9 protein-coding genes are annotated in these 25,374 nt (G+C 64.0%); 4 read left to right on the forward strand and 5 right to left on the reverse strand.

Translation table 11 applies throughout. The features are described 5' to 3' along the window. The first annotated feature begins 183 nt into the window (after positions 1-183). The 3 genes from BTJ49_RS11765 (at position 184) to BTJ49_RS11775 (ending at position 4,232) form a co-directional block, all read left to right on the forward strand. Positions 184-2,163, forward strand: a complete 1,980-nt coding sequence (locus BTJ49_RS11765; protein ID WP_240601819.1) for a serine protease — start codon at positions 184-186, stop codon at positions 2,161-2,163. Between the two features lie 147 nt (positions 2,164-2,310). Next, positions 2,311-3,573, forward strand: a complete 1,263-nt coding sequence (locus tag BTJ49_RS11770; RefSeq protein WP_168184729.1) for a GGDEF domain-containing protein — start codon at positions 2,311-2,313, stop codon at positions 3,571-3,573. Positions 3,574-3,677: 104 nt separating this feature from the next. Then, entirely contained in the window at positions 3,678-4,232 is a 555-nt protein-coding gene (locus tag BTJ49_RS11775; protein WP_240601820.1) for a GNAT family protein, read from the forward strand. 129 nt (positions 4,233-4,361) lie between these two features. On the opposite strand, the gene BTJ49_RS11780 is transcribed toward BTJ49_RS11775, so the two are convergent. From BTJ49_RS11780 to BTJ49_RS11800, 5 genes are all read right to left on the reverse strand, one after another. Continuing rightward, the gene (locus BTJ49_RS11780) at positions 4,362-4,835 is read right to left on the reverse strand and encodes a hypothetical protein (RefSeq protein WP_146742333.1); all 474 of its coding nucleotides are present in this window, start codon (positions 4,833-4,835) and stop codon (positions 4,362-4,364) included. A 353-nt stretch (positions 4,836-5,188) separates the two neighbouring features. Further along, a complete protein-coding gene (locus BTJ49_RS11785; RefSeq protein ID WP_113065590.1) occupies positions 5,189-5,899 on the reverse strand; it encodes a response regulator transcription factor in 711 nt (236 codons plus the stop codon). Beyond that, positions 5,896-7,452 carry a DUF4118 domain-containing protein gene (locus BTJ49_RS11790; RefSeq protein WP_113065591.1) on the reverse strand — a complete coding sequence of 519 codons (1,557 nt, stop codon included), beginning with the start codon at positions 7,450-7,452 and terminating at the stop codon, positions 5,896-5,898. Before BTJ49_RS11790 ends, BTJ49_RS11785 begins: the two co-directional genes overlap by 4 nt. 80 nt (positions 7,453-7,532) lie before the next feature. Further along, positions 7,533-9,446: a potassium transporter Kup gene (locus tag BTJ49_RS11795; RefSeq protein ID WP_113065592.1), complete on the reverse strand. Its 1,914-nt coding sequence runs from the start codon at positions 9,444-9,446 to the stop codon at positions 7,533-7,535. A gap of 407 nt (positions 9,447-9,853) precedes the next feature. Continuing rightward, positions 9,854-10,636: a 4'-phosphopantetheinyl transferase superfamily protein gene (locus BTJ49_RS11800; RefSeq protein ID WP_113065593.1), complete on the reverse strand. Its 783-nt coding sequence runs from the start codon at positions 10,634-10,636 to the stop codon at positions 9,854-9,856. A 235-nt stretch (positions 10,637-10,871) separates the two neighbouring features. Here BTJ49_RS11800 and BTJ49_RS11805 point away from each other — a divergent pair, with 235 nt between their 5' ends. Continuing rightward, complete coding sequence (locus tag BTJ49_RS11805) at positions 10,872-25,175, forward strand: non-ribosomal peptide synthetase (RefSeq protein ID WP_113065594.1); 14,304 nt, start codon at positions 10,872-10,874, stop codon at positions 25,173-25,175. The last annotated feature ends 199 nt before the right edge of the window (positions 25,176-25,374 follow it).

Consider the following 25,374-nt stretch of genomic DNA (forward strand, 5'->3'; position numbering starts at 1 on the left):
CGTGTCCGGTCGGGGAAGGTGGCGGGAGAACCCACAGGGTAGCAATTACGCGGGCCGTCGGGCGCAGCCAATCGGGCGGTGCGTCCCGGCTCGGCTTGTGGCATGTTTCGGAGAACACGCCGCAAGGACGGCACGGCGACCGGAACAGGAACACAACGGATGCGAATGACAAAGGCGGATACGATGATGCGAAGGATGCGAGGCGCTGCGCTGGCGCTGCTGATGCTCTGTGGGCTGGGGATGCAGGCGACTGCGCATGCGGCCAGCATGGAACCGACACTTCTGCCCAACGTGCAGGCCTCCACCTTCGAGGTGGTCGCGCACAAGCCCACGCACGATCCGCTGACCTACGCGCGCAAGCTGCCCATGGAGCTGCTCCCGTTCCAGCAGCGCACTGACAAGTACTACTCGATCGGCACCGCGTTCGCGATCGGACACAACCGCTACGTTACCGCTGGCCATGTGCTCATGGTTGGCCTGGACAGCCTGTGGGGTCCGCTGGCGCTGCGCGACGCCAGCGGCAAGGTCTATCCCATCGACAAGATCCTGAAGTTCTCGCTGCGCAAGGACTTCGTGATGTTCTCGCTGAAGAACCCGCCGAGCGAGGCATCGCTGCCGGTGAACATCCACCCGCAGCTCAACAAGGTGGTCTACGCGGTCGGCAATGCGTTGGGCACCGGTATCGTCATTCGCGACGGCCTGTACACCTCCGACACGCCCGAGCAGCAGGCCGGCAGCTGGAAGTGGATGCGCTTCTCGGCGGCGGCCTCGCCCGGCAACAGCGGCGGGCCGCTGCTGGACACCCACGGCAAGGTGGTGGGCGTGGTGCTGATGAAGTCGGCCAACGAGAATCTCAACTACGCGCTGCCGATCGGCGAAGTGCTGAATGCCCCGGACGACAAGGCCGTCATCGACGAGCGTGTGTCCTACCAGTTCGATGTGTTCGACACCACGTTGCACAACATCTTCAAGGGCACGTTCGCGCTGCCGCTCAGTCAGAGCGGTTTCTTCAAGGCCTACGACAAGCTGCAGCGTGCCTACTCGAAGGACCAGCTCGCGAAGCTGCTGGCGCACGATCCGGCGAAGATGTTCCCCAACGGCGAGGGATCGAACGAGCTGCTGCACGAAGTGCCCAGCATGAGCAACTTCCCCAGCGTCGTCGCGCGCGACAACAACGGGCAGTGGGATCTGTCCGCCAAGCGGCAGCGCAAGGTCACGTTGTCCGACAACGGCTACATCGAGGTCGGCTCGTTCCGCAACAACCTCCTGATGCACCTGCGCAAGCCGGACAGCTTGTCGGCGACCAAGCTGTACCACGATCCGAAGACGCTGATGGACCTGATCCTGCGTACCGGCTACATGAAGCGCCGGGTGGGCAACGACCGGGTGAAGATCACCTCGATGGGCGAACCGGTGCGCGATTTCGTCCACGAGGACAAATGGCATCGACGCTGGCAGATCCGCATCTGGCCGATGCCCTACGCCAATACCAACGTGGTACTGATGACTTTGCCGGTGCCGGACGGCTATGTCGGCATGATGCAATTCGCCAAGGCCTCCCAGACCTACGACTACCTGATCAATGCCGAGGCGCTGAGCGATTTCATGTACGTCACCTACGACGGCATGCTCAAGCAGTGGAAGACTTTCCTGACGCAGCGCGACCTGCTGCCGGATGCGTTCAAGCACATTCACATCGATTTCGACTACGGCAAGCGCTTCGACTACCGTTCGAAGCAGCTCCAGCTCTCGTGGACGCCGAAACTGCAGAAGATCGATCCGGAGAGCATGCTCACCCTCGGTTTCAGTTTCTTCAAAGACCACGGCAAGGTGGTGTGGGACGTGGCCGATGTGTGGGCCGCGCCCAATCCCTATGATCGCGACGCCATCAACGTGGCGCGGGTGGCGCAGCCGACCGCGGACATGGAGGACAGCTTCAAGAGCACCTGGCACAAGGTCGAGCATCGTCGGCATCCCTATGACGGCGTGGCTCGCAACGACGACGACATCATGAAGATCACGTCGGTGGCCGGGCCGGTGGCCGAAGCCGATCCGCAGGTGCTGTATCCGGTCTACTATCACAGCGAGGGCGCCCAGCCACAGCCGAAGATGGCAGCGAAACTCAAGCTGCTGATGAGCGGTCTGAAGATCCGGGATCGTTGAGATGCCGCGCGCGGGAAGCCGCTGGGCGGTGGGGCGATATCGTGCCCTATACTCGTCGGCACGCGTGTCATGCGCGCGCTTGCCGATGCAGACCCGGCCGGCGTCCCGCCTATCTCGCGTGTTCGGGTTGCAGGTGCGTGGGTTGAAATGAATTTCACGGTTCTACCGGATTTTCTGGCGATCGGCGGTCTGGTTGCGGCTTTCTGGTCCCTGCTCAAACGCACACAGCAGACCCGACTGCGCTATTGGCTGGTGGGTTGGGTGCTGATCCTGATCCATATCGCGGCTCAGTTCGTCAGCCAGAACGTTCCGGCCGTGGCCGAGTCGGCCAGCGCGATCTCGGTGGTCATGCTGCTGTTGACCAGTCTGGCCTTCATCTGGGCCGGCAACGACATGCGGCGCGATGCCGGATCACACGATCTGCCGCTCACGCTGCTGTCCTCGATTCCGGATGCGCTGTTCTACGTCGGGCTGATCTACGGCGTGGAGCAGGGAGCGCTCTACTACGTTCTGACCGCGGCCGGCCTGGCGTCATCGTTGTGGGTGTTCTGCAGCGGGCGACGTCTTGACGACCGGACCGAGCGCCGCATGCGTGGCGCGATTCTGGTGCTGGTCTATGCCGTGCAGGCCGTTCTGCTGTACCTGGAACAGGGCGGGATGGCATTGAACTGGTCGCTGTTCTGGCACTACCTGGCGGCCGCAGTGTTTTTCCGCATGGCCAGCGACCAGCCCGGTGTGGGCGTGCGCTTCACGACGCTCAGCTTTCTGGCCTGGTCGCTGGCGTTCCCGGTCAGCGTGGTGATTCGGATCTTCTGGCCGCATCTTCACGTGGAGCACGAAGTCTGGAACCTGCCCAAGTTCCTGGTCGCGACCGGCCTGATCTTCACCTTGCTCGAAGAGCAGATGAACAAGGCCGAGCATGCGTCCCTGCATGATGCGCTGACCGATCTCCCGAACCGGCGCCTGTTCCTGCGCTATCTGCTGCAGGCCGTGCGCGAGAGCCGCGAGCGGAAATCGAAACTGGCCGTGCTGGTCATCGATCTGAATGGTTTCAAGCAGGTCAACGATCTGCATGGGCATGCAGTCGGGGATCTTCTGCTGCAGGGCATCACGCAGCGCTTCGCGGCCTGCATGCGCAAGCGTGACATGCTGGCGCGCCTGGGTGGGGACGAGTTCGCCGTCATTCTGACGGACCTGCCAAACCGCGACGCTGCCGCGCGGGTCGCGGAGAAACTGCGGGACGTGCTGAAGACGCCGATCGAGGTCGAGTCGTTCTCGTTGCAGGCCAGTGCCAGCATCGGGGTGTCCGTCTACCCCGATGACGGGGACGATGTCTCGCGCCTGTATGCCTCGGCCGATCGCGACATGTATTCGCACAAGCATGCGGTGCAGCCGTCCGGAGGCGCATGAACGGTGCGCGGACGTGTTCGGCTGCGGTGTCGGGTGACGTGCCGCATAATGGGGCGGTGTTCCTGATGCCCTGATGCCGCATGCCAGCAGAATCCCATCTCCCCATGCACACGGCGCGTCTGCGCCTGGATGCGCTGCGCGAAGAGGATGCGCAGGATCTGTTCGCGTACCGCAGCGATCCGCGCATCGCGCGGTACCAGGGCTGGCGTCCGGATGCCGTGGAGGACGCCGCTGCGTTCATTGCGCGTCAGTCGACACGGCGATTCGCCGAACCCGATGGCTGGAATCAGCTGGCGATTCGTCTGCGTGAAAGCGGGGAGCTGATCGGCGACCTGGGCATCCATTTTCCGCCCAGCCAGCAGGATGCCGTCGAGTTGGGTATTTCACTGATGCCGGCACACCAGGGCAGCGGCTATGCGCGCGAAGCCATGCGGGCTGTGATCGGACATCTCTTCGGCGAGTTCGGTTATCGGCGCATCGTGGGGTCGGTCGATCCGCGCAATCACGCCAGTGTCGCGTTGCTTCACGCGCTCGGCTTTCGCAAGGAGGCGCATCACGTGGAGAGCCTGTATTTCCGCGGCGAGTGGGTGGATGATCTGGTCTTCGCGCTGCTGGCGCGCGAATGGAGCGACCAGGCGGTCGCGAACGATACCCGTTGATGGTGGGACGATGACTCCCGCAGCGCGTTCATGTGTTGCGGCTGCGAGGGACGGCATCACGTCCTGAAGCCGCTTCCGGCGCGATGCGCGCGGAACCTTCCGGGCGATGAAGGTCCCGCGCGTAGAGGGCTACATTTCTTCCGTGCTGATCCGTCGCGGGTATTCGTGGGGACGGCCATACACGTAGATATAGGCATGGGAGACGCCCGCATACTGCGGCGCCAGGCCACGCGTGAAGAGCACATATTCCATCGGCGAGATCTGCCCGTTGTGATCGAAGTCGGCGCGCAGGAAGTTCCGGCGCAGATCACGCAGGTCGAGCGGCAGCTCGGCGCGGCTGAGCAAGCCGTTGTGGTTGCGATCCAGCTGATCGAAGAAATACACCTTGCGAACTGTCACGACGATGCGGGAAGACGAGGCGTCCGTCGTGGTCTGCGGCGTGGATTGCGCGATGTTGACGGAAGCTCCCGCTGCGTGAGCAGCGAACGCCGGCACGGCGGCGAGGCACAAGGCCAGGGCGGTCATTGACGTCAGGGATTTGGTGATTCTCATAGCAATATCCTCCGTGTGAGCGGAGCCGCGTGGCGCGCGATTGCCATTCATATGTCCTCCTTGACGGGCAAGGCTGCGAGCCTGCGCGGACTGGAGGCGCAGGTCGAGGGGATCGTCCTGCGTCGATAAAAAACATACTCCGCTGTGCGCCGCAGTGGCAAACGATTCGATCGTTTTTCTTTATTGTTTCCTTGGTCATAAATCACAAGAGGTTGATTTATCTATATTTTAATGAAAATTTAAATTAACCGGGAGAGGCCTTTTTTGTGCAACGTATCACTATTTTGGACGTATAAACTTCTATCTATTATCTCGCGCCATGTCGCTCTCACGGCATGGTGCGAGAGAGCGGTCAGCATGTTTGAAATGCGCTCGACGTCTCCTTTGCGCATCCCTGGGCGCGTCTAATCGGTGGCCGGTTCCGCCATGATGAAGCGGTAGCCGACGCCGGGTTCGGTTTTCAGCCAGCGCGGCGAGGACGGGTCGTCACCGAGCTTCTGGCGCAGGCGGCCGATCACGACGCGGAGATAGTGCGTATCGTGCACATGCGTTGCACCCCAGATCTTTCGCAGCAGCAATTGCTGAGCGACCACGCGGCCGGCATGCGCGAGCAGCATCAAGAGCACCGCGTACTCCTTGCGTGTGAGCTCGACGGGTTGTCCGTCCAGGTGAACTTCGCGACGCAGCATGTCGATGCGCAGGCAGCCATCGTCATACAGGGGCGCGTTCTCGCCATCTCCCTCGACCCGGTTGCGCAGCAGCACGCGCAGTCGCGCCATGAGTTCCTGGATGCCGAAAGGCTTGGTCACATAGTCGTGGGCGCCAAGGTCTAGTGCGCGAACTTTCTCGGCTTCGGCATCGCGCACGGAGAGCATGAGCACGGGCGTCGAGCTCCACTGCCGTAGCTCCGCGAGCACCTCGTGTCCCTCGCGATCGGGCAGTCCGAGATCAAGGACCACCACGTCGGGTTCCTGCGTAGCAGCCAGGTTCAGGCCTTCTTCGGCGCTGGCCGCCAGCAGCACTCGATAGCCTTCGGCACGCAGGCCGATGTCCAGAAAGCGGCGGATCTGCGGCTCGTCGTCGATGACGAGGATGCGCGGCGCGATGGCGTTCATGCGTCCATCTCCGGTCGGTCGGGCAGCGGTAGGCTGATGCGCAGCATGCTGCCGCCGTGTGGCGTGGATAAAGCTTCGACGCGACCGCCGTGTGCGCCGATCAGGCCCCGACAGATCGACAGTCCAAGCCCGGTGCCGCGCGCTTGGCGATCGCCGCGTGCAACCGAATAGAAGGTGTCGAAGATGCGTTCGCGTTCGGCGTCGGGAATGCCAGGGCCGCGATCAATGATGTCGATGTGCAGCCAATCGTCGTGCAGCGTGATATCCATGTCGATGGGCTTATGCGGTGGCGAGACGTGCGCTGCGTTCTCCAGAATATTGAACACTGCCTGTTCGACCAGGGCGGGATGCACGTACAGCAGCACCGTGTCGCGTGGCAGTCGCGATTCGACCGTCTGTTCCGGGTGCATCCGGTGCAGACGCGCGACGGCGGCCACGGCGATTTCGGCGGCATCGACCCAGTCTCTATGCAGCTTCAACTCGCCATGTCCGAGCCGCGCCATGTCGAGCAGGTTCTGAATGTAGCGATCCAGTCGCTTGCCTTCTTCGATGATGGCCTCAAGCAGCTGGCGGCGTTCCGGTTCGGGAAGGTCCCGGTCGTAGTTGGACAAGGTGTCGGCGGCGCCGATCATCGACACGAGCGGCGAGCGCAGGTCGTGCGAGACCGACGACAGCAGGGCGTTGCGCAGGCGCTCGGTCTCGCCTTCCACGCGTGCTTTTTCCAGCGCCTCGGTCAGTCGTGCGTGTTCCAGCGCCTGCGTGATCGTGCGCACGAATGCCTCGGCAAGGTGGCGCTGCTCGTTGTCTGGCAGGTCGCGGCTCTCGGCGTCGAACAGCGCCAGCACGCCGTGACGTCGGGTTTCGGCATGCAGCGGGATCATCCAGCCGCGCGCGCGCGAGGCGCGCCGGGTGCCGCGTCCGGCCGGTGCGGCAAGGCGGTCGCAGAAGTCGGCGGCGGCGAGGTCTTCCGGGGACAGCGTGGGCATCTGCGGCGCGGATGCGGCCACGCGCCAGGTGGGCGGTTCGCCATCGCGCACGAGCAGGGCGGTCGTGGTCTGCAGCGTGCGTGCGGCGATCTCGACCGTGACCCTGTGCAGGGAGGTTTCGTCGCTATCGGCTTTCAGTCGCTGTCCCAGCTCCAGCAGTGCGCCGGCGCGTACCTGCGCCGCGCGCAGGGAGGCGACCTTGTCGGCCAGTTGCGTCGCGAGTCGACTGCACACCAAAGCTACGATCAGAAACAGACCGACGGTAAGCACATCGTCGGCGGAATCAATGGTGAAGGTGTAACGCGGCGGTGTGAAGAAGAAGTTGTAGCCGAGAAAGCACAGCACCGCCGTGTAGGCCGCCACGCGCATGCGCGTACGCACGGCGACGGCGAGGACGGCGGTCAGGAAGATCAGCGCCAGGTTGGCGACGCTGAGATAGTGGTCGGCGAGGAAGGCGAGCACGAACGCGAGCGCCGTCGCCAGTGTCGCGTAGACATACGCGCCGAAACCGCTGTGCCGGCGGGACGGCAGTGGTTCGGTGACGGCGTCGGAAGCGTGGGCGCTCATGCTTGGTGCGTAAGCCTAATGCATCCGTGAGGCTGCGGATATCGGTCTGTCGCAGGCGTGATGCGGGAGCGGCGCACGACTCAGATTTCCACGTGTGCGCCCAGCTCTATCAGGCGGTTGCCGGGGATGCGGAAGAACGCTGTGGCGGTCATCGCGTTGCGCGACAGGAATGCGAACAGGCGGTCGCGCCAGGTCGCCATGCCACCGGCATGATGGCCGGAGACAACGGTCTCGCGCGACAGGAAGAAGGTGGTGTCCATCAGGTCGAAGCTCGCGCCCACGGTCCCGCACTGCAGCAGCGTGGCGGGCACGTCCGGGTCCTCGTCGAAGCCGTAGCGCAGCTGCAACCGGTACATGCCGTGGCCGAGGTCGTGTAGGGCGATGCGTTCGTCGGCGTCGGCGGTGGGCGTGTCCAGCGTCTCCACGGTCAGCAGCACGTTGCGTTCGTGCAGGACCTTGTTGTGCTTGAGGTTGTGCAGCATCGAGTTCGGTACCTGCCCGGGGTCGGCGGTCATGAAGATCGCCGTACCCGGCACGCTGTGCGGCGGATGTTCGGCCAGGCTTTGCAGGAACGGCTCCAGCGCCACGCCTCCCTGGCGGATCGTGCGTGCGACCAGAGCACGGCCCCGGCGCCAGGTCGTCATCAATGCGAATACGAACAGACCCAGTGCCAGCGGGAACCAGCCGCCGCTGGCGATCTTCATCGCGTTGGCGCTGAAGAAGCCCAGATCCACGCTGAGCAGTCCCGCGCCGATCAGCACGATGACCGGCCAACGCCAGCCCCAGCGGAACCGCGCGACGACCAGCGCGAGCAGCGAGGTGATGACCATGGTGCCGGTCACGGCGATGCCGTAGGCCGCGCCGAGGTTGTCCGAGGAGCGGAAGCCGATCACCGCGCCGATCACCAGCACCAGCAGGATGCGATTGATCCACGGCACGTAGATCTGGCCGGACATGCTGCGCGAGGTGTGCACCACACGCATGCGCGGCAGGTAGCCCAGTTGCATCGCCTCGCGCGTCATCGAGAACGCGCCGGAGATCACCGCTTGCGAAGCGATCACCGTGGCGACCGTGGCCAGCGCGATCATCGGGTACAGCAGCGCGCGTGGCACCAGGTGGTAGAACGGATTGGCGACGGCTGCCGGGTGCAGCATGAGCAGCGCGCCCTGGCCGAAGTAGTTCAGCAGCAGCGCCGGCAGCACCACCGCGAACCATGCACTCTGGATCGGGCGTTTGCCGAAGTGGCCCATGTCCGCATACAGCGCCTCGGTGCCGGTGACGGCCAGCACCACGGCGCCCAGCGCGAAGAACGCCTGCGCGCGGTTATGCACGAAGAAGTCGACGGCGTAGGTCGGCGACACCGCGCGCAGCACGCCCGGCTCCTGCGCGATACCGTGCACGCCGAGCGCGGCCAGGCACAGGAACCACAGCACGCAGATCGGTCCGAACACCGCGCCGATGCGCTCGGTGCCGTGCTTCTGCAGCGCGAACAGCGTGACGATGACCAGCAGCGTGATCGGCACCACCCAGTGGGCCAGGCGCGGCGCGGCGACTTCCAGTCCCTCGACCGCCGACAGCACGGACATCGCCGGGGTGATGACGCCATCGCCGTAGAACAGCGCCGCGCCGAACAAGCCCAGGATCGCGATCGCCGATACCAGCCGCGGGCGGCTGCGCGCGCAGCGCTGCGCCAGCGCCATCAGGGCGACGATGCCACCTTCGCCCTTGTTGTCGGCGCGCAGGATGAACAGCAGGTACTTCACCGATACCACGACGATCAGCGACCAGAAGATCAGGCTCAGTGCGCCGAGCACGTTCTGCGGCGCGGTGGCGATATCCTGGGTGCCGAAGATTTCCTTGATCGTGTACAGCGGGCTGGTGCCGATGTCGCCGTAGACCACGCCGATGGCGCTAAGCGCCAGCGTCGCGAAGCGTTTTCGATGAACCGGATTCACGTCGTGAGCGTCGCGTCGGGCCAGCGAGGTCGAGACCATGTCTTGATGCCTGTCCGTGATGGGCGAGGCGGCACTCTAGGCGCGGTGGCGTAAAGCGCGGATAGCGCATCGTCGCTCGGGCGTAAACGCAGCGTAAAAAATCGCGCTTGGATCGAATGCAGGCAGGTTGCTATGTCGCTGCGGGTGCAGCGATGAGCGGGGATTGCGGTGGACATCGCCCTCGTCGAGGCCGCGAGCGAAAGGACCGAAGTTCAGCACGGGGACAGAGGTACGAGCCTCGATCGCTGGCTAAAAATCAGGTCGGAAAGGTTTGATTTACTACGGTGGACATGAACGACTCTGGCGTCGATTCCGGACGCAGCCTCTGAACGGCGTCTCGATTTCGAGTTCAGTCAGAAATTCCCCATCCAGTCATGTGTGCGTGGATGTTGGCCTGTATAAATGATTCACCACACGAAACTGGTGGCTACCGTATCTCTGGCCAGTGTCTTGAAGCCGACTTCGAACGAGCGCCCTTCGACAAGAGATGGGCAAAGGGTTTGCATGAGTGTCAGCGTGAGGCGCCCTGCATCGGTATCCAGGCCGGAAACGCGCACGGCGTCGAAGTCGAAGTAGCGACCCACGACAGCGAACACGCCTTTGAAGAAGCTCTCCTTGGCGGAAAAGCCGGTGATGAGAAGCATGTTGGTGGTCAGGTGTCCACGTCGGGCTTCCATTAGCCGCTGCTCGTCGGGCGTTAGCGCGAGCGCACGAATGGCGTCGCGCGTTTCGGCGTTAGGGACCTTCTCGATATCGATACCGACTCCGGTCACGGTTGGCGCTGGGACAGCAATCGCGGCGGCGATGTCATCGGTGTGCGAGATGCTTCCGGTCACGCCTGCTTGCCACAGCGGTTCTCTCGAGGCGCCGATGCCGGGGGTGGAGGCGGCGATACCCAGTCGTTCGATGGCCTGGTGGGCGGCGAGGCGCCCCATGATGAATTCGGCCTGTCGCTTTGCAACGGAGCGGTGAAGTTGCTCGGGGAGCGGAATGCGATATCGCTCGCACGCCGATAGAGAGAATGCCTCTGGGAAAAATTCGATCACGATGGCGGGAGGCAATCGCGAATCCTGATTGCCTAGATCAAGCCGACGTATGGTGCGAAGCATGGCGTCATGCGCGACTGCTGAAGATGATGGATGCATATCCGGGTTGGCGCATTTTGTGGGTTCGGGGGAGGTTTGATGCATGCGTCAATGTCCTGTGCGCTTCATATCGGGGCGGCAATGGTCTGCTTTGAATTGTATGTGGGGGGGGCAAGGCGACGCAATCTTGTTCCGGCATGGATTCATGGTGCTGCATAAGCGGTGATTGGTGCCAACATAAAAAAAGCTGGAAATCAAGTTGCGGGGATGCTTGTTCAAGAATTATCCTGATCGGCTAAGGACAAAAGCTCATAATCACAAGAAAGTGTGGGGGTAGACGTTGAATAATTACAAGAATCAGAAAAATGCTTCGTTCCAGTTGCAGGAAGCTTTCTGGGAAGTCGAGTTGCTGGATATTCCTGAAATTTCGACGATTTATGCGGATTATCCGCGGCCAGCAGCATTGGGTTTTGACCGGGGTGTAGTCAAGTTCACTCTTGATAGGACCCTGAAGGTGGCCCTTGAAAAGATGGGGCGGGGTCATGGCGTAACGCAACATACTGTCCTCCTGGCGGGGTGGGCGGCGCTGCTGGCGCGTTTTTCGCGGCAGGACGATGTAGTGATCGGAATGGCCATGCCGCTTGCTGAGCGCGTGCAGCCGGTCGGGACAGGCAAGTCACCGGTTGACGTGCTCGCGGTGAGAATGCGTCTTTCCGGACAGCCGACAGTGGCTGAGATTCTCGATCACGCGAAGATGCAAATGCGTGCCATTCGGTCCAATGGCCACGTTCCTTACGATCGGGTCGTGGAACTGGCGGGCCTGACTCGAAATGCTTCTCATCATCCCTTGTTCCAGACCATGCTGGTGTTGGGTTGTGACGATGAGAGAGAAGAGTCGTCCGACTGGGTAGTGAACCAGCCTGAATCGGGACGACAAGATGCCCATTGCGACCTGGTTCTGTCGTTCCGAGAATCCGAGGAAGGAGTTGCGGGCGAGTTCTCCTATGCCGCGGCTCTGTTCGAGCATGAAACCGTGCAGCGTCTCGCAGATAGCTACCGCCTTCTGTTGGAAGACATGGCCGCAGATGAGACGAAGTGCGTCCAGCGTCTACGCATTGTTTCCGATGCAGAACGTCGTTGTGTCGTCGAAACGTGGAATGCAACGAATGTGTCCTTTCCAAAAGGCTGGTGCATCCACGAACTATTCGAACAGCAAGCTGCCTGCAATCCAGAACGTGAGGCGGTGGTATTCGGCGACGAGCGACTGACTTACAGTGAACTGAACGTTCGTGCAAACCGTCTTGCGCACCGGCTACGACATCTCTGTGTAAAGCCGGGCAGTTGCGTAGCGGTCTGTGGGAAGCGCAGTCTCGAGATGGTGGTCGGATTTCTCGGAATCCTGAAGGCGGGAGGCTGCTATGTGCCGCTTGACCCAGATTATCCCGAGGATCGGTTGCGTTTCATGATGATGAACAGCGCGCCGGTCGCGCTGTTAACCCAGGAGGGGGAGGCCTCTGCGTGGGCACATGACGTGCCCGTACTCGATCTCGATAGCGATTTCGAGGAGCAGCCAGGCACGAACCTGGATCCTGTTGACGCAGATGACGCATCCGGCACACCTGCCTACGTGATTTACACCTCCGGATCGACCGGCACGCCGAAGGCTGTGGTGGTGGAGCACAAAAATCTCGTCAACCTGCTTTTCGATTGGAAGGCTCGATTCGAGGATTTTCATCGAGCTGACTCTTTCCAGGCCTCGATGTGGACCAGCTTCTGTTTCGATGTTTCTGTTTTCGAGATTTTCGCGACGCTTTCATATGGCGGAACCCTGAATATCGTGCCCGACACCGTTCGGTCCGATCCTTCCGCACTTTTGGAGTGGCTCGTGAAAACGCGGGTCGAATTCGGCTATCTGCCGCCATTTTTCGTGCGTAATTTGAAAGGGTTGCTGGAAAAGACGGGCGAGACCTTGCCCCTCAAGCATCTGCTGGTGGGCGTGGAGCCGCTTTCCGAGGCCGACCTGTACTGGTTGCAAAGTGTCACGCCCGGACTCACGGTCGTGAATGGATACGGTCCCACGGAAACTACCGTGTTCTGCACGGCCTACCAGGACATCGCCGACCGGCATCGCAACGCGCCCATCGGCCGCCCGGTCGCGAACACGCGTGCCTATGTACTCGACGGACAGCGTCAGCCGGTGCCCGTGGGCGTGCCCGGGGAGCTCTACGTTGGCGGCGCAGGCGTGGCGCGTGGCTATCTGAACCAGTCCGCACTGACTGCGGAGCGGTTCGTCGACGATCCGTTCGTCGACACGCCTGACGCACGAATGTATCGGACGGGCGATCTCGTGCGGTGGCTGCCGGATGGCAACCTCGAGTTTCTGGGACGCAACGATTTCCAGGTGAAGATCCGCGGTTTCCGCGTCGAACTTGGTGAGGTAGAGGCCTGCCTGGGCGAGCACCCGGAAGTCGTTGAGGCGGCCGTGCTGGCGCGGGAGGATGCGCCCGGCAGCAAACGGTTGGTGGCGTACTGTGCCGGGACCGGTGAGCTGGATGTCGCGATGCTCCGCCGCTATCTGTCCGAGCGCATGCCCGAGTACATGGTGCCGGCTGCGTTCGTGCGCCTGGACCGGTTGCCTCTGACGTCGAGCGGCAAACTCGACAGCCGCAGCCTGCCTGCGCCGAGGCACGAGGATTTCGTGCATCACGCGTACGAAGCGCCTCAGGGCGAACTGGAGAAGACGATTGCGGGGGTCTGGTCCGAGCTGCTGCAACTGGATCGGGTCGGCAGGCAGGATCGCTTCCTGGACCTGGGTGGCAATTCGCTGCTGAGCATCCAGGTGGTCGCGCGTCTGCGTGATGCCCTGGAGCGGGACGTACCGCTACGCGCGCTCTTCCTCGACGCCACGCTCGCCGAGTTCGCCGGCACGGTGGCCGAGGCGGTGCCGACGCAGCGCCAGGCGATCAGCGCCCGGGTGCGGGCCGCGTACGAAACGCCTTCGTTCGCGCAGCAGCGCCTGTGGTTTCTGGCGCAGGTGGAGGGCGCGAGCGAGGCGTACCATCTCGCTTTCGGTTGGAAACTGCGCGGGGCGCTCGACGCCGAAGCACTGCGCCGGGCTCTGGACGGCATCGTGGCGCGTCATGAGAGTCTGCGCACCACCTTCGTCGAGGTCGACGGAAAACCGATGCAGTGCATCGCCGCCGTCGAGGAAGCGGGCGGCATGGCATGCGTCGAGCAGCAGGCGGCTTCGGCCGAGGATGTCGTGCGCCTGGCCGACGAAGAAGCGACGCATCCCTTCGATCTGGAGCACGGCCCCCTGATTCGCGCGCGCCTGGTTCGCGAGGATGCGGATCGCCACACGCTGCTCGTCACGATGCATCACATCGTGTCCGATGGGTGGTCGATGCGGGTGTTCATGCGGGAACTGAACACCCTCTACGCAGCGTTCATGGACGGGCGAGGCGATTGCCTGCCACCACTGGAGGTCCAGTACGCCGATTATGCGGTGTGGCAGCACACTGGGCACTCGGATGATGCGCTCAGGTCCGGCGAGGACTACTGGAAGGAGGCTCTGTCCGGTGCGCCGGAATGCCTGGCTCTGCCGCTCGATCATCCCCGTCCGGCGAAGCAATGCTACGCCGGCGCACGCGTCGGGTTCACCCTGGACACCGCACAGGCGAAGGCCTTGAACGCGTTGAGCCGGGAGCAGGGCACGACACGCTTCGTCACCTTCCTGGCGGCGTGGGCGGCGCTTATGTCCCGGCTTTCCGGTGAGGAGGACATCGTCATTGGCACGCCGTCCGCCAATCGCGGTCGTGCCGAGCTCGAGGGGCTGATCGGTTTCTTCGTGAACACGTTGGCGCTGCGGGTGGACGTATCGAACAATCCCACGGTCGCCGAGCTTCTCCATCGTGTGCGCGATCGCGCGCTGGAAGCGCAGGAATATCAGGACATTCCTTTCGAGCGCGTGGTGGAACGGGTCAATCCGGCGCGGAGCCGTTCCTATACCCCGTTGTTCCAGGTGATGTTCGCGTGGGAGGACGATGACGGGCTGCGTATTGAGTTCCCCGGCCTGGACGACGCCTCGCCAATCGAGATCGCGCAGCGGACTGCGCAGTTCGACCTGATCCTGACCATGCGCGAGACGTCGGCCGGCATCGAAGGCGAGCTGGAATACGCGACGGCGCTGTTCGAGCGGGAAACCGTCGAGCGGATGATTGGGCACTACCAGACGTTGCTGGCCGGCATGGCGTCGGATCACGCCCGGCGCATCACGGACATCCCGGTGCTCTCCGAGGCCGAGCGTCAACGGGTGCTGCGGACCTGGAATGCGACCGATCTGCCGCATGCGGATGGGTCCTGCATCCATGTGCTGTTCGAGGATGAGGTGCGCCGGACGCCCGATGCGATCGCGGTGATGCATCAGGATCAGACGCTGACCTATGCGGAACTCGATGCCCGCGCCAATCGTCTGGCGCACCGGCTTCGCGCGCTCGGCGCGGGACCGGAACGCGCGGTGGCGATCTGTGTCGAGCGCAGCCTCGACATGGTGGTGGCGCCGCTGGCCGTGCTGAAGACTGGCGGCGCATACGTGCCGCTGGACCCGGCGTCCCCCGTGGAACGTCTGCACCAGATGCTGGACGATTGCGCCCCGGTGGCGGTGCTGACCCAGGGTACGGGGCCGGAAGCGCTCTCGGCCGTGGACATTGAGGGAATGGCCAGAGTGGACCTGTCCCGGTCGCTCGAGTCCTGTCCAGATACCCCGCTCGATGCCAACGGCGACGAACCGGGACCGCAGAGCCTCGCGTACGTGATCTACACCTCCGGTTCCACCGGAAAGCCCAAGGGCGTGATGGTTGAGCATCGCAATCTGGTGGCCTCGACGCGTGCGCGGCACGCCGCATACGGAGATGTCGGCCGTTTCCTGCTGCTGTCGCCCATCTATTTCGACAGTTCCGTGGCGGGTCTCTTCGGCACACTGACGGCTGGCGGCACCCTCGTAGTGGCCGAGCAGGCCGCGATCCGGGACCCTTCGCGGCTGGGCGAGGTACTCGAACGTCACCGGATCGACACGCTCCTGTGCGTGCCCTCGCTGTACGCGAACTACCTGGAATTCGCCGGTGACGCGGGCAGGCACGACTCATTGACCAAGGTGATCGTCGCGGGCGAGACCTGCCCTCCGGCGCTGGTGGCGAAATCCGCTGTGCGTGCGCCGCGGGCTTCCCTGTTCAACGAATACGGTCCGACCGAAGGCACAGTCTGGGCCACGATGCACGCCTGTGGCGAAGAAGACACCGGACGCAGTGTGCCCATCGGCCGTCCGGTCGCGGGTGCGCGGGTCTACATCCTGGACGCACAGGAACGCCCCGTGCCGATCGGCGTGACGGGGCAGCTCCACATCGGCGGTGCCGGTGTCGCGCGCGGCTATCTCCATCAGCCCGCGATGACGGCGGAGCGCTTCGTCGATGATCCGTTCAGCGCCGAACCCGGGGCGCGCATGTACCGTACCGGCGATCTCGGACGCTGGCTGCCGGACGGCAGCATCGAGTTCCTGGGGCGCAATGATTTCCAGGTGAAGATCCGCGGCTTCCGCATCGAGCTCGGCGAGATCGAGACGGCGCTTCTGGAGCACCCGGCCATTCGCGAGGCGGCGGTGATCGCGCGGCAGAGCGGGTCGGGCGAGCCACAGCTGGTCGCCTATGCGGTGGGCCGCGAGGACCTCCGGGTCGAGACATTGCGCAGTCATCTCGCGCAGCGCGTGCCCGAGTACATGGTGCCGCGTGCCTATGTGCGCCTTCAGGCTCTGCCGCGGACGCCGAACGGCAAGCTGGACAGCGTGGCCCTGCCGGCCCCGCAAGAGGATGCCTATGCCACGGGTGAGTACGAAGCCCCCCGGGATGCGGTCGAGACCGTGGTGGCGTCGATCTGGTCGTCGCTTCTGGGCGTGGAGCGCATCGGTCGCCGCGACAGCTTTTTCGCGCTGGGCGGCCATTCGCTGCTGGTCGTCCAGGTGGTCGCGCGACTGCGCGAGGCGTTGCAGGTCGATGTGCCGCTGAATGCGCTCTTCGCGTCGCCCGTGCTGGCCGATTTCGCGCGCGAGGTGGAGGATGCGGCGCCGGCGCGCTTGCCCGCGGTCCGGAAGGTGGTGCGGGAAGCGCGGATTCCGCTGTCGTTCGCGCAGCGGGGACTGTGGTTTCTCGCGCAGATGGACGGCGCCAGCGCGGCGTACAACATCCCCTTCGAACTCAGCTTGCGCGGGCCTCTCGACACGCGTGCACTGCGTCGTGCCCTGGACCGGATCCTGGAGCGACACGAGGCGTTGCGCACGACTTTCACGCTGTTGAACGGCGAACCCGTGCAGCGCGTGGAGCCTGCGGAGGCGCACGGTTTTCCGCTGATCGAATGCGAGGCGAATACCCCGGACGACGTTGCCCGGCTGGCGCAGGAGGAAGAGGCGGCATCCTTCGATCTGGAACGGGGCCCCCTGATTCGCGGTCGTCTGGTGCACGAAGCCGAGGAGCTGTACACGCTGCTGGTCACCGTGCACCACCTCGTCTCGGACGGGTGGTCGATGGGCGTGTTCGCCGACGAGCTGAGCGCACTCTACGGCGCGTATGCGAAGGAGATCGCCGATCCGTTGCCGCCGTTGCCCGTGCAATATGCCGACTACGCGATCTGGCAGGAGACGCACCTGGCCGGTCGCATGCTGGAGGCGCAGTCGGCGTACTGGAAGGCGAAGCTGGCCGGCGCGCCGGAGCTGCTTACGCTGCCCACGGATCATCCGCGCCCGGCGGAGCAGCGCTATGAGGGTGGCACGCTGCCTTTCACGTTGGACCCTTCGCTGACCGAAGCCTTGCAGGACCTGAGCACGCGTCACGGAACGACCCTGTTCATGACGCTGCTCGCGGCGTGGGCCATCCTGTTGTCCCGTTTCTCCGGACAGGAAGACATCGTCGTCGGGACTCCGACGGCGAACCGCGGGCGCACGGAGATCGAGGGGCTGATCGGGTATTTCGTCAACACTCTGGCGCTGCGGCTGGATCTTTCCTACGAGCCGTCGGTGGCCGAATTCCTCCGACAGGTGAAAGCCTGCGCGCTGGAGGCGCAGGGACACCAGGACATTCCGTTCGAGCAGATCGTCGAGCAGGTGAACCCCACGCGCAGTCTGGCGTACAACCCGATCTTCCAGGTGATGTTCGTCTGGGGCGACGCCGGTACCGGCGATCTTGCGTTCCCGGGACTGCAAGCACAGGTGCGCCGACAGGCAGACTACCGGATTTCCAAGTTCGACCTGACCCTGTCGGTGAAGCCGTCGGCTTCCGGTCTGGACGCCGAGCTCGAATACGCCACGGCGCTGTTCGAGCCGGAGACGATCGCGCGGATCGCCGACAGCTACCGGACCCTGCTCGAAGGCCTGGTGGCGGATGACCAGCGAAGCGTCTCGCGTCTCCCGCTGCTTTCCGGAGCCGTGCGTCGACAGGTCCTGGAGACGTGGAACGCGACCGAAGCGTCCTATCCGAAGGATCGGTGCATCCATGAATGGTTCGAGGAACAGGCGCAGCGCGTGCCATCGGCCACGGCGGTGGCGTGCGGGCAGGCTTCGCTGAGCTATGCCGAGCTGAATCGTGTGGCGAATCGCGTGGCGCGTCGGTTGCGCGCGCTGGGCGTGAAGCCCGATGCGCGGGTGGCGATTTGCGTCGAGCGCGGCATCGACATGGCGGTCGGGGTCCTCGGCGTGCTCAAGGCCGGCGGTGCGTACGTACCGCTCGATCCCGCCTATCCCGAAGAACGTCTGCGCTACATCGTGGCGGACAGTGAGCCGGTGCTGTTCCTGACCCGTGGCGCGCATCCCGATGTCGCGGGCGGGGTGCCGGTGGTCGATCTCGACGACCTGCCGGACGCCGATGAGAGCAATTTGTCCGTGGACGAGATCGGCCTCGCGCCGACGCATCTCGCCTACGTGATCTACACCTCCGGTTCTACGGGCAAGCCCAAGGGCGTGATGATCGCGCACCGCAATGCAGGCAGCCTGGCGGCCACGCAGATCGCGCGTTTCGAGCCCGGACCGGGCAGCCGGGTGCTGCAGTTTGCCTCGTTCAGCTTCGATGCCTGCGTCTTCGAGATGCTTCTGGCGTTCTGCAGCGGCGCGACGCTGGTCGTGCCGGCCTCGGATACGCCGCTGGCCGGCGAGAATCTGGTGCGGATCGTGGAGGAGACGGCGATCACGCACACGCTGCTTCCGCCCGCCGTGCTGGCGGCGATTCCGGAGCAGGAGACACTTGAGTCGATCCGCTACCTCGTCGCGGGTGGCGACGTGGTGACAGAGGATCTGGTGCGCCGGTGGGCGCGCGGACGTCATCTGATCAATGCCTACGGCCCGACCGAGATCACCGTCGCGGCCACCATGCACGAATGCGATGCGGGTGACGTCGGTGCGCCGCCGATCGGGCGCCCGATGCCGAACACCCGTATCTACATTCTGGATGCCCATCGCGAGCCGGTGCCGGTCGGTGTGGCCGGCGAGCTCTACATCGGCGGTGCGGGCGTGGCGCGCGGGTACCTGAACCGGCCCAAGCTGACCGCCGAGCGGTTCGTCGCCGATCCGTTCGGTTCGGATCCGGACGCCCGGTTGTACCGGACGGGTGATCTGGGGCGCTGGCGGCCGGACGGCGTCATCGAGTTTCTCGGCCGCAACGATTTCCAGGTCAAGATCCGCGGCTTCCGCATCGAACTCGGTGAGATCGAGGCCCGACTGCGCGCCTGCGACGGCGTGCAGGAAGCCGTGGTCCTGGCGCGTGAGGACGTGCCGGGAGACAAGCGACTCGTCGCCTACTATGTCGGGGACGAGAACATACAGGTCGAAGCGCTTCGCGGCGATCTTTCCGGGCATCTTCCGGGGTACATGGTTCCCGCTGCGTTCGTGCGCATGGAGACGTTCCCGCTCAGTCCGAACGGCAAGCTGGACCGCAAGGGCCTGCCGGCGCCCGAGGGCGATGCCTATGGCTCGCGCGCCTACGAGGCTCCCCGCGGCGAGTGCGAGGCGGTGCTCGCTGAGATCTGGACGACGTTGCTGCATGTCGAGCGAGTCGGGAGGCACGACGATTTCTTCCAGCTGGGCGGGCATTCGCTGCTGACCGTCAAGGTGATGTCCCGACTGCGCGCGCGATTGGGTGTCGATGTGCCGGTCAGCGCGCTGTTTGCCCGGCCGACGCTCGCGGAATTCGCCGGCTACGTGGCCGAGGCGACGCCTTCCGCGCTTCCCGAGGTGACGCCGGCCGAGCGCGGTGCGCAGTCGCCGGCTTCCTTTGCCCAGCGCCGTCAGTGGTTCCTGGCACAGATGGACGGTGCGGCCACGGCGTATCACGTGCCCTACGGCCTCAAGCTGCGCGGTCGGCTCGATACGCAGGCGCTGCGCCGCGCCCTGGACCGAATCGTCGCCCGTCACGAGTCGCTTCGCACCACGTTCGTCCAGATCGACGGTGAGCCGGTTCAGCGCATTGCGTCGGCGGAGGACAGCCGGTTCGCGTTGGTCGGGGAGACAGCGGTCGGACCGGAGGCGGTAGCTCGCCTCGCACAGCACGAGACCATGGCCCGGTTCGATCTCGAACAGGGTCCCCTGATTCGCGGTTTGCTGATCTGCGAAGCAGACGATCGGTATACGCTCCTCGTGACCATGCATCACATCATTTCGGACGGCTGGTCGATGGGGGTGTTTGTCGGGGAGCTGGAAGCGCTCTACAGCGCCTACGCCAAGGGACAGTCGGATCCGCTCGCTCCGCTGGAGCTGCACTACGCCGACTATGCGATCTGGCAGCGGAAATGGATGTCGGGCGCATACCTCGAAAAGCAGGAAGCCTATTGGGAGGCCTCCCTGGCCGGTGCGCCGGAGCTGATTGCGTTGCCGACCGATCATCCGCGACCGCCGGAGCAGAGCTACGCAGGCGACCATGTGCCGGTGGTGGTGGACGAGACGCTGACGAAGTCCTTGAAGGACCTGAGCCAGCGCCACGGCAGCACGCCGTTCATGACGCTGCTGGCCGGATGGGTGGCTCTGCTCTCGCGGCTTTCCGGACAGGAGGATCTCGTCGTGGGCACGCCGACGGCGAATCGCGGACGCGCGGAGATTGAGGGGCTCATCGGCTTCTTCGTGAACACGCTGGCGTTGCGCATGGACCTCACGGGCGACCCGACGGTCGGCCAGCTGCTGGATCGGGTCAGGACTTGCTCGCTGCGCGCGCAGGAAAACCAGAACATCCCGTTCGAGCAGGTGGTGGAGCGGGTCAATCCCACGCGCAGCATCGCGCACACGCCGTTGTTCCAGGTGGTGTTCTCCTGGGAGAATGACGATGCGATGCATCCGCGGTTGCCCGGCGTGGATACCGAGCTCATGGATGGCGCGAACTACAAGGTGGCCAAATTCGACCTGACGCTGTCGCTGAGAGAGTCGAACGGACGCATCGAGGGCGCGCTGGAATATGCGACGGCGCTGTTCGAGCGCGAGACCATCGAGCGGATCGCGGGTTACTACCAGGCAATGCTGAAAGGCATGGCGGCGGATGCCGCGCGGCCCGTCGGTGCGATCCCGATCCTTGCCGAGGCCGAGCAGAATCTCGTGTTGCGGACATGGAACGCCACGGCGTTGCCGTCTGCGAGCGACTGCTGCGTGCACGAACTGTTCGAGGAGCAGGCGGCGCGGACGCCAGATGCCACTGCCGTCGTCTTCGAGGATACGAACCTCACGTACAGCGAGTTCAATCGCTCGGCGAATCGCCTCGCCCATCGGCTGCGCTCGATGGGTGTCGGGCCGGATGCACGCGTGGCAATCTGCATGGAGCGCGGTCTCGAAATGCTGGTTGCCCTCATGGGCATCCTCAAGGCCGGTGGTGCCTACGTGGCGATGGATCCCACGTATCCGGAGGAACGGTTGCGGCATATCCTCGTCGACAGCGCGCCGATGGCCTTGCTGACACACGGCGCGCTTCCCGAGGGTGTGGGTGACGTGCTGGATGACACGTTGCCGGTCCTGGATCTGGCCCGGACCTTCGAGGACCAGCCGGACACAAACCCGAGCGCAGCCGATGTCGGGCTCGGACCGGCGAACCTCGCTTATCTGATCTACACCTCCGGTTCTACAGGCACGCCCAAGGGCGTCATGGTCGAGCACCGGAGCGTCGTGAATCTGATCGCCGACTGGCGGCACCGCTTCGAGGATTACGGCCGGGACGGATCGCTGCAGGCATCGCTGTGGACCAGCTTCAGCTTCGACGTGTCGGTGTTCGAGCTGTTCACGCCGCTGACCGCAGGCGCGACGGTGCATGTCGTTCCCGATGCCATCCGCGGCGAACCGACGCGCCTGTTCGACTGGTTCGTGCAGCATCGGATCGGCTCGGCCTATCTGCCGCCGTTCTTCGTGCGGCAGATGGACGAACTGATGGAGAACGCCGGCGAAGCGCTGCCCTTCGACTACCTGCTGGTCGGCGTGGAGCCGCTGCTCGAGGCGCAACTGCACCGTATGCAGTCGTCCCGTCCGGGGGCGGGGATTCGGATCGTGAACGGCTACGGGCCGACCGAGACGACCGTGTTCTCCACCTCGTACCAGGACATGAAGGACGTTCATCGCAATGCGCCGATCGGACGCCCTGTTGGCAACACCCAGACCTACATCCTCGATGCGCATCGGCAGCCGGTGCCGGTGGGTGTGGTCGGTGAGCTGTTCATCGGCGGCGCGGGTCTCGCTCGCGGCTACATGAATCTTCCCGAGCTGACCGCGGAGCGTTTCCTGCGCGACCCGTTCAGCGAGGAGCCCGGCGCGCGCATGTATCGCACCGGCGATCTCGCGCGATGGATGCCGGACGGCAACATCGAGTTCCTGGGTCGGAACGACCACCAGGTGAAGATCCGCGGCTTCCGCATCGAACTCGGAGAGATCGAGACGGCCCTGATCGAACATCCAGACATCCGCGAAGCGGTCGTGATCGCGCGCGAGGATGCGGCGGGTGACAGGGCGCTGGTCGCCTACTATGTCGGTGCGGGGGGCTTGGCGGCGGACACGCTGCGGACTCATCTCTCCGAGCGCCTGCCGAAGCACATGATTCCCATGGCCTTCGTCGGCATGGAGGCCCTGCCGCTGCTGCCCAACGGTAAGCTGGATCAGCGCGCGCTTCCGGCCCCGGATCTTGCGCCGGTCCGGTCCGAGTCGGACTTCGTCGCACCGCGCAACGAGCATGAAGCGCGCATCGCGGCGATCTGGTCCGAGGTGCTCGGCATCCCGGACATCGGCATCGACGACAACTTCTTCGACCTGGGCGGCGAATCCTTCAAGGCATTCCGCGTGATCGGCCGGATCGGCGACGGCATGGGCGTGACGGAACTGTTCAAGTATCCGACCGTGCGGCAGCTGGCCGAGCGCATTTCGGGTGGCCGGTCGGATTCGGAGGACCTGCTGCACGAGCTGTCGCGTCCGGTGCCGGCCAAGGAGAAGACGTTCACGCTCGTCTGCATTCCGTTCCCCGCGGGCGGGCCGATTTCGTATCAGGCGCTGGCCAAGGAGATGCCCAGGGGATGCACGGTGCTGGGCCTGGAAATGCCCGGACACGATTTCGGCCGGCGTGAAGAACAGCCGCTGCCGATCGATGAGCTGGCGCGGCGTTGCGCCGAGGAGATCGAGCGCAAGGTCGAGGGCCCGATTGCCATCTACGGACACTGTGCCGGTGGCGCCCTCACCATCGCGCTGGCGGCCGAGCTCGAAAAACGGAACATCGACATCACCCGGATGTTCATCGGCGGGCACTTCCCGACGCCACACTTGCCTGGAAAGCTGCTCGCGTTCCTGCGCCGGATCCTGCCGATCCACAAATGGGCCTCGCAGCGTTCCGCCTTCGACATCCTCAAGTCCTTTGGTTTCTTCGACGAGATCAACGATCCCGAGCAGCGGGATTTCGTCATGGCGAACTTCGTGCGCGAGCATCAGGAGATCGAGGACTACTACACCGAACTCTATGCCGCGCCCTATCGCAAGCTGAAGACGCCCTTGACCTGCGTCATCGGCGAGATGGACCGCGCCACCGAGCTGTACGAAGAGCGTCATCTCGAGTGGACGTACTTCAGCGAGTCAGTCGACGTCGCGCTCATTCCGAAAGCTGGGCACTACTTCATCAAGCACCAGGCCGACGATCTCGCGGAGATCATCGAGGATGCAGTCGTGGAGGGTCGCGACGCTCCGGAAGCTTCGTCCGAATCTGTCGCCGAAACCCCGGTCGAGGAGACGCCGGCCGTGGCTGCCGAGCCAGTGAAGCGGCCGAGTCTGGCGACCTTCTTCACCGTTGCCATCGGCGAGATCATCTCAGTCATCGGCAGCACGCTGACTTCGTTCGCGCTAGGCGTATGGGTCTATCAAAAGACCGGACTCGTCTCGACCTACGCCATGATGATGGTCTTCGTCATCGTGCCAGCGATCGCGCTCGCGCCGGTGGCCGGCACGCTCGCCGACCGTATCGACCGGAAGAAGATCATGATCGCCAGCAATTGCCTGGCCGGGTTTTCGACCATGGCGGCGGCGGCGTTGATCTGGACCGGTACGCTGCAGATCTGGCAGGTCTACGTGCTGGCCGGTCTGACCGCCATCGCGAACGCCTTCCGCTTGCCCGCCTACACGGCCATGATCACGCAGATCGTGCCCAAGCGGTATTACGGCAAGGCCAATGGTTTCGTGCAGATCGGCACCGGCATGGGTACCTTCATCGGACCGGCACTGGCCGGTGCGCTAATGGGCCTGATCGGACTCAAGGGCATCGTGATCACCGACTTCACGACGTTCCTGGTCGCGATCTCGACGCTGCTGTACGTGCGCTTCCCGAATACCCTGTTCGGACGGCGCGAAGAGCCGTTCTTCCGGGAAATGATCGGAGGCTGGCATTACATCATCAAGCGGCACAGCCTGGTCGCGATGATTGTGATGGTCACCATCGCCAATTACTTCGTGGGCCTGATCGAATCCCTGATCACGCCGCTGGTACTGGTGTCGGGCAATCCGGAAGCACTGGGCATCGTGATGGCTTCGAATGGCGCCGGCATTCTGATCGGCAGCGCGCTGATGAGTCTGTGGGGCGGTACCGAGCGACGCATCAACGGCATCCTGGCAAGCACGTTGCTGGCGGGTGTGTGTATTGCCATCGCCGGCCTCAGTCCGGACATGTCGGTGCAGGCGACTGGCATGTTCGGTTTCGGCTTCGCGTTGGCGCTGGTCAACGCGCACTGGATCTCGACGGTGCAGACCAAGGTTGGCATGGAGCTTCAGGGACGAGTGATGGCCACGAACTTCATGCTGATGGAAGCCATGGTTCCGCTCGGTTACCTGAGTGCCGGGCCGCTGGCCGACAAGGTCTTCGGGCCCCTGATGGACAAGGGAGGGGCCTGGGTTCCAGTTCTCGGCAGCTTCATCGGATCGGGGCCGGGACGCGGCATCGGGCTCGTTCTGGTGCTCTCGGGCCTCTTCGTGGCGCTCTGCGCCATCGCCGCGTACCTGTACCGACCGATTCGGTGTCTGGAGGACATTCTGCCCGACGCCCGCGCGGATGAAGTCATCGAGGCCGACAAAGATAAGTTGCAGGAAAAAGCGGATCTTGCCCTGGATTCAGTCGGGTGATCGTACTTTGGCATGGAGGCTGCGAGGGAAATGCGTGAATTGCCGCGTCGTTTGTGATTCATTGACGTAAGTGCGGACAGAGACATGGTTGGAACGGCTGACGTATTGGAAGCCGTTCCAACCGTGGCTTACTGGCAAAACCCGATCCCCATGTTGCACGCTTTTGGTTTCTGCGAGTAACGGCATTGATCTATATCTG

It is taken from the genome of Oleiagrimonas sp. MCCC 1A03011 (assembly GCF_003267965.1).
Lineage (GTDB): Bacteria > Pseudomonadota > Gammaproteobacteria > Xanthomonadales > Rhodanobacteraceae > Oleiagrimonas > Oleiagrimonas citrea.

What these genes read in the sequence shown, in the direction of transcription:
- BTJ49_RS11765 (WP_240601819.1), top strand. Translation starts at nt 184, where the DNA reads ATGATGCGAAGGATGCGAGGCGCTGCGCTGGCGCTGCTGATGCTCTGT.
- BTJ49_RS11770 (WP_168184729.1), top strand. Translation starts at nt 2,311, where the DNA reads ATGAATTTCACGGTTCTACCGGATTTTCTGGCGATCGGCGGTCTGGTT.
- BTJ49_RS11775 (WP_240601820.1), top strand. Translation starts at nt 3,678, where the DNA reads ATGCACACGGCGCGTCTGCGCCTGGATGCGCTGCGCGAAGAGGATGCG.
- BTJ49_RS11780 (WP_146742333.1), bottom strand. Translation starts at nt 4,835, where the DNA reads ATGAATGGCAATCGCGCGCCACGCGGCTCCGCTCACACGGAGGATATT.
- BTJ49_RS11785 (WP_113065590.1), bottom strand. Translation starts at nt 5,899, where the DNA reads ATGAACGCCATCGCGCCGCGCATCCTCGTCATCGACGACGAGCCGCAG.
- BTJ49_RS11790 (WP_113065591.1), bottom strand. Translation starts at nt 7,452, where the DNA reads ATGAGCGCCCACGCTTCCGACGCCGTCACCGAACCACTGCCGTCCCGC.
- BTJ49_RS11795 (WP_113065592.1), bottom strand. Translation starts at nt 9,446, where the DNA reads ATGGTCTCGACCTCGCTGGCCCGACGCGACGCTCACGACGTGAATCCG.
- BTJ49_RS11800 (WP_113065593.1), bottom strand. Translation starts at nt 10,636, where the DNA reads ATGCATCAAACCTCCCCCGAACCCACAAAATGCGCCAACCCGGATATG.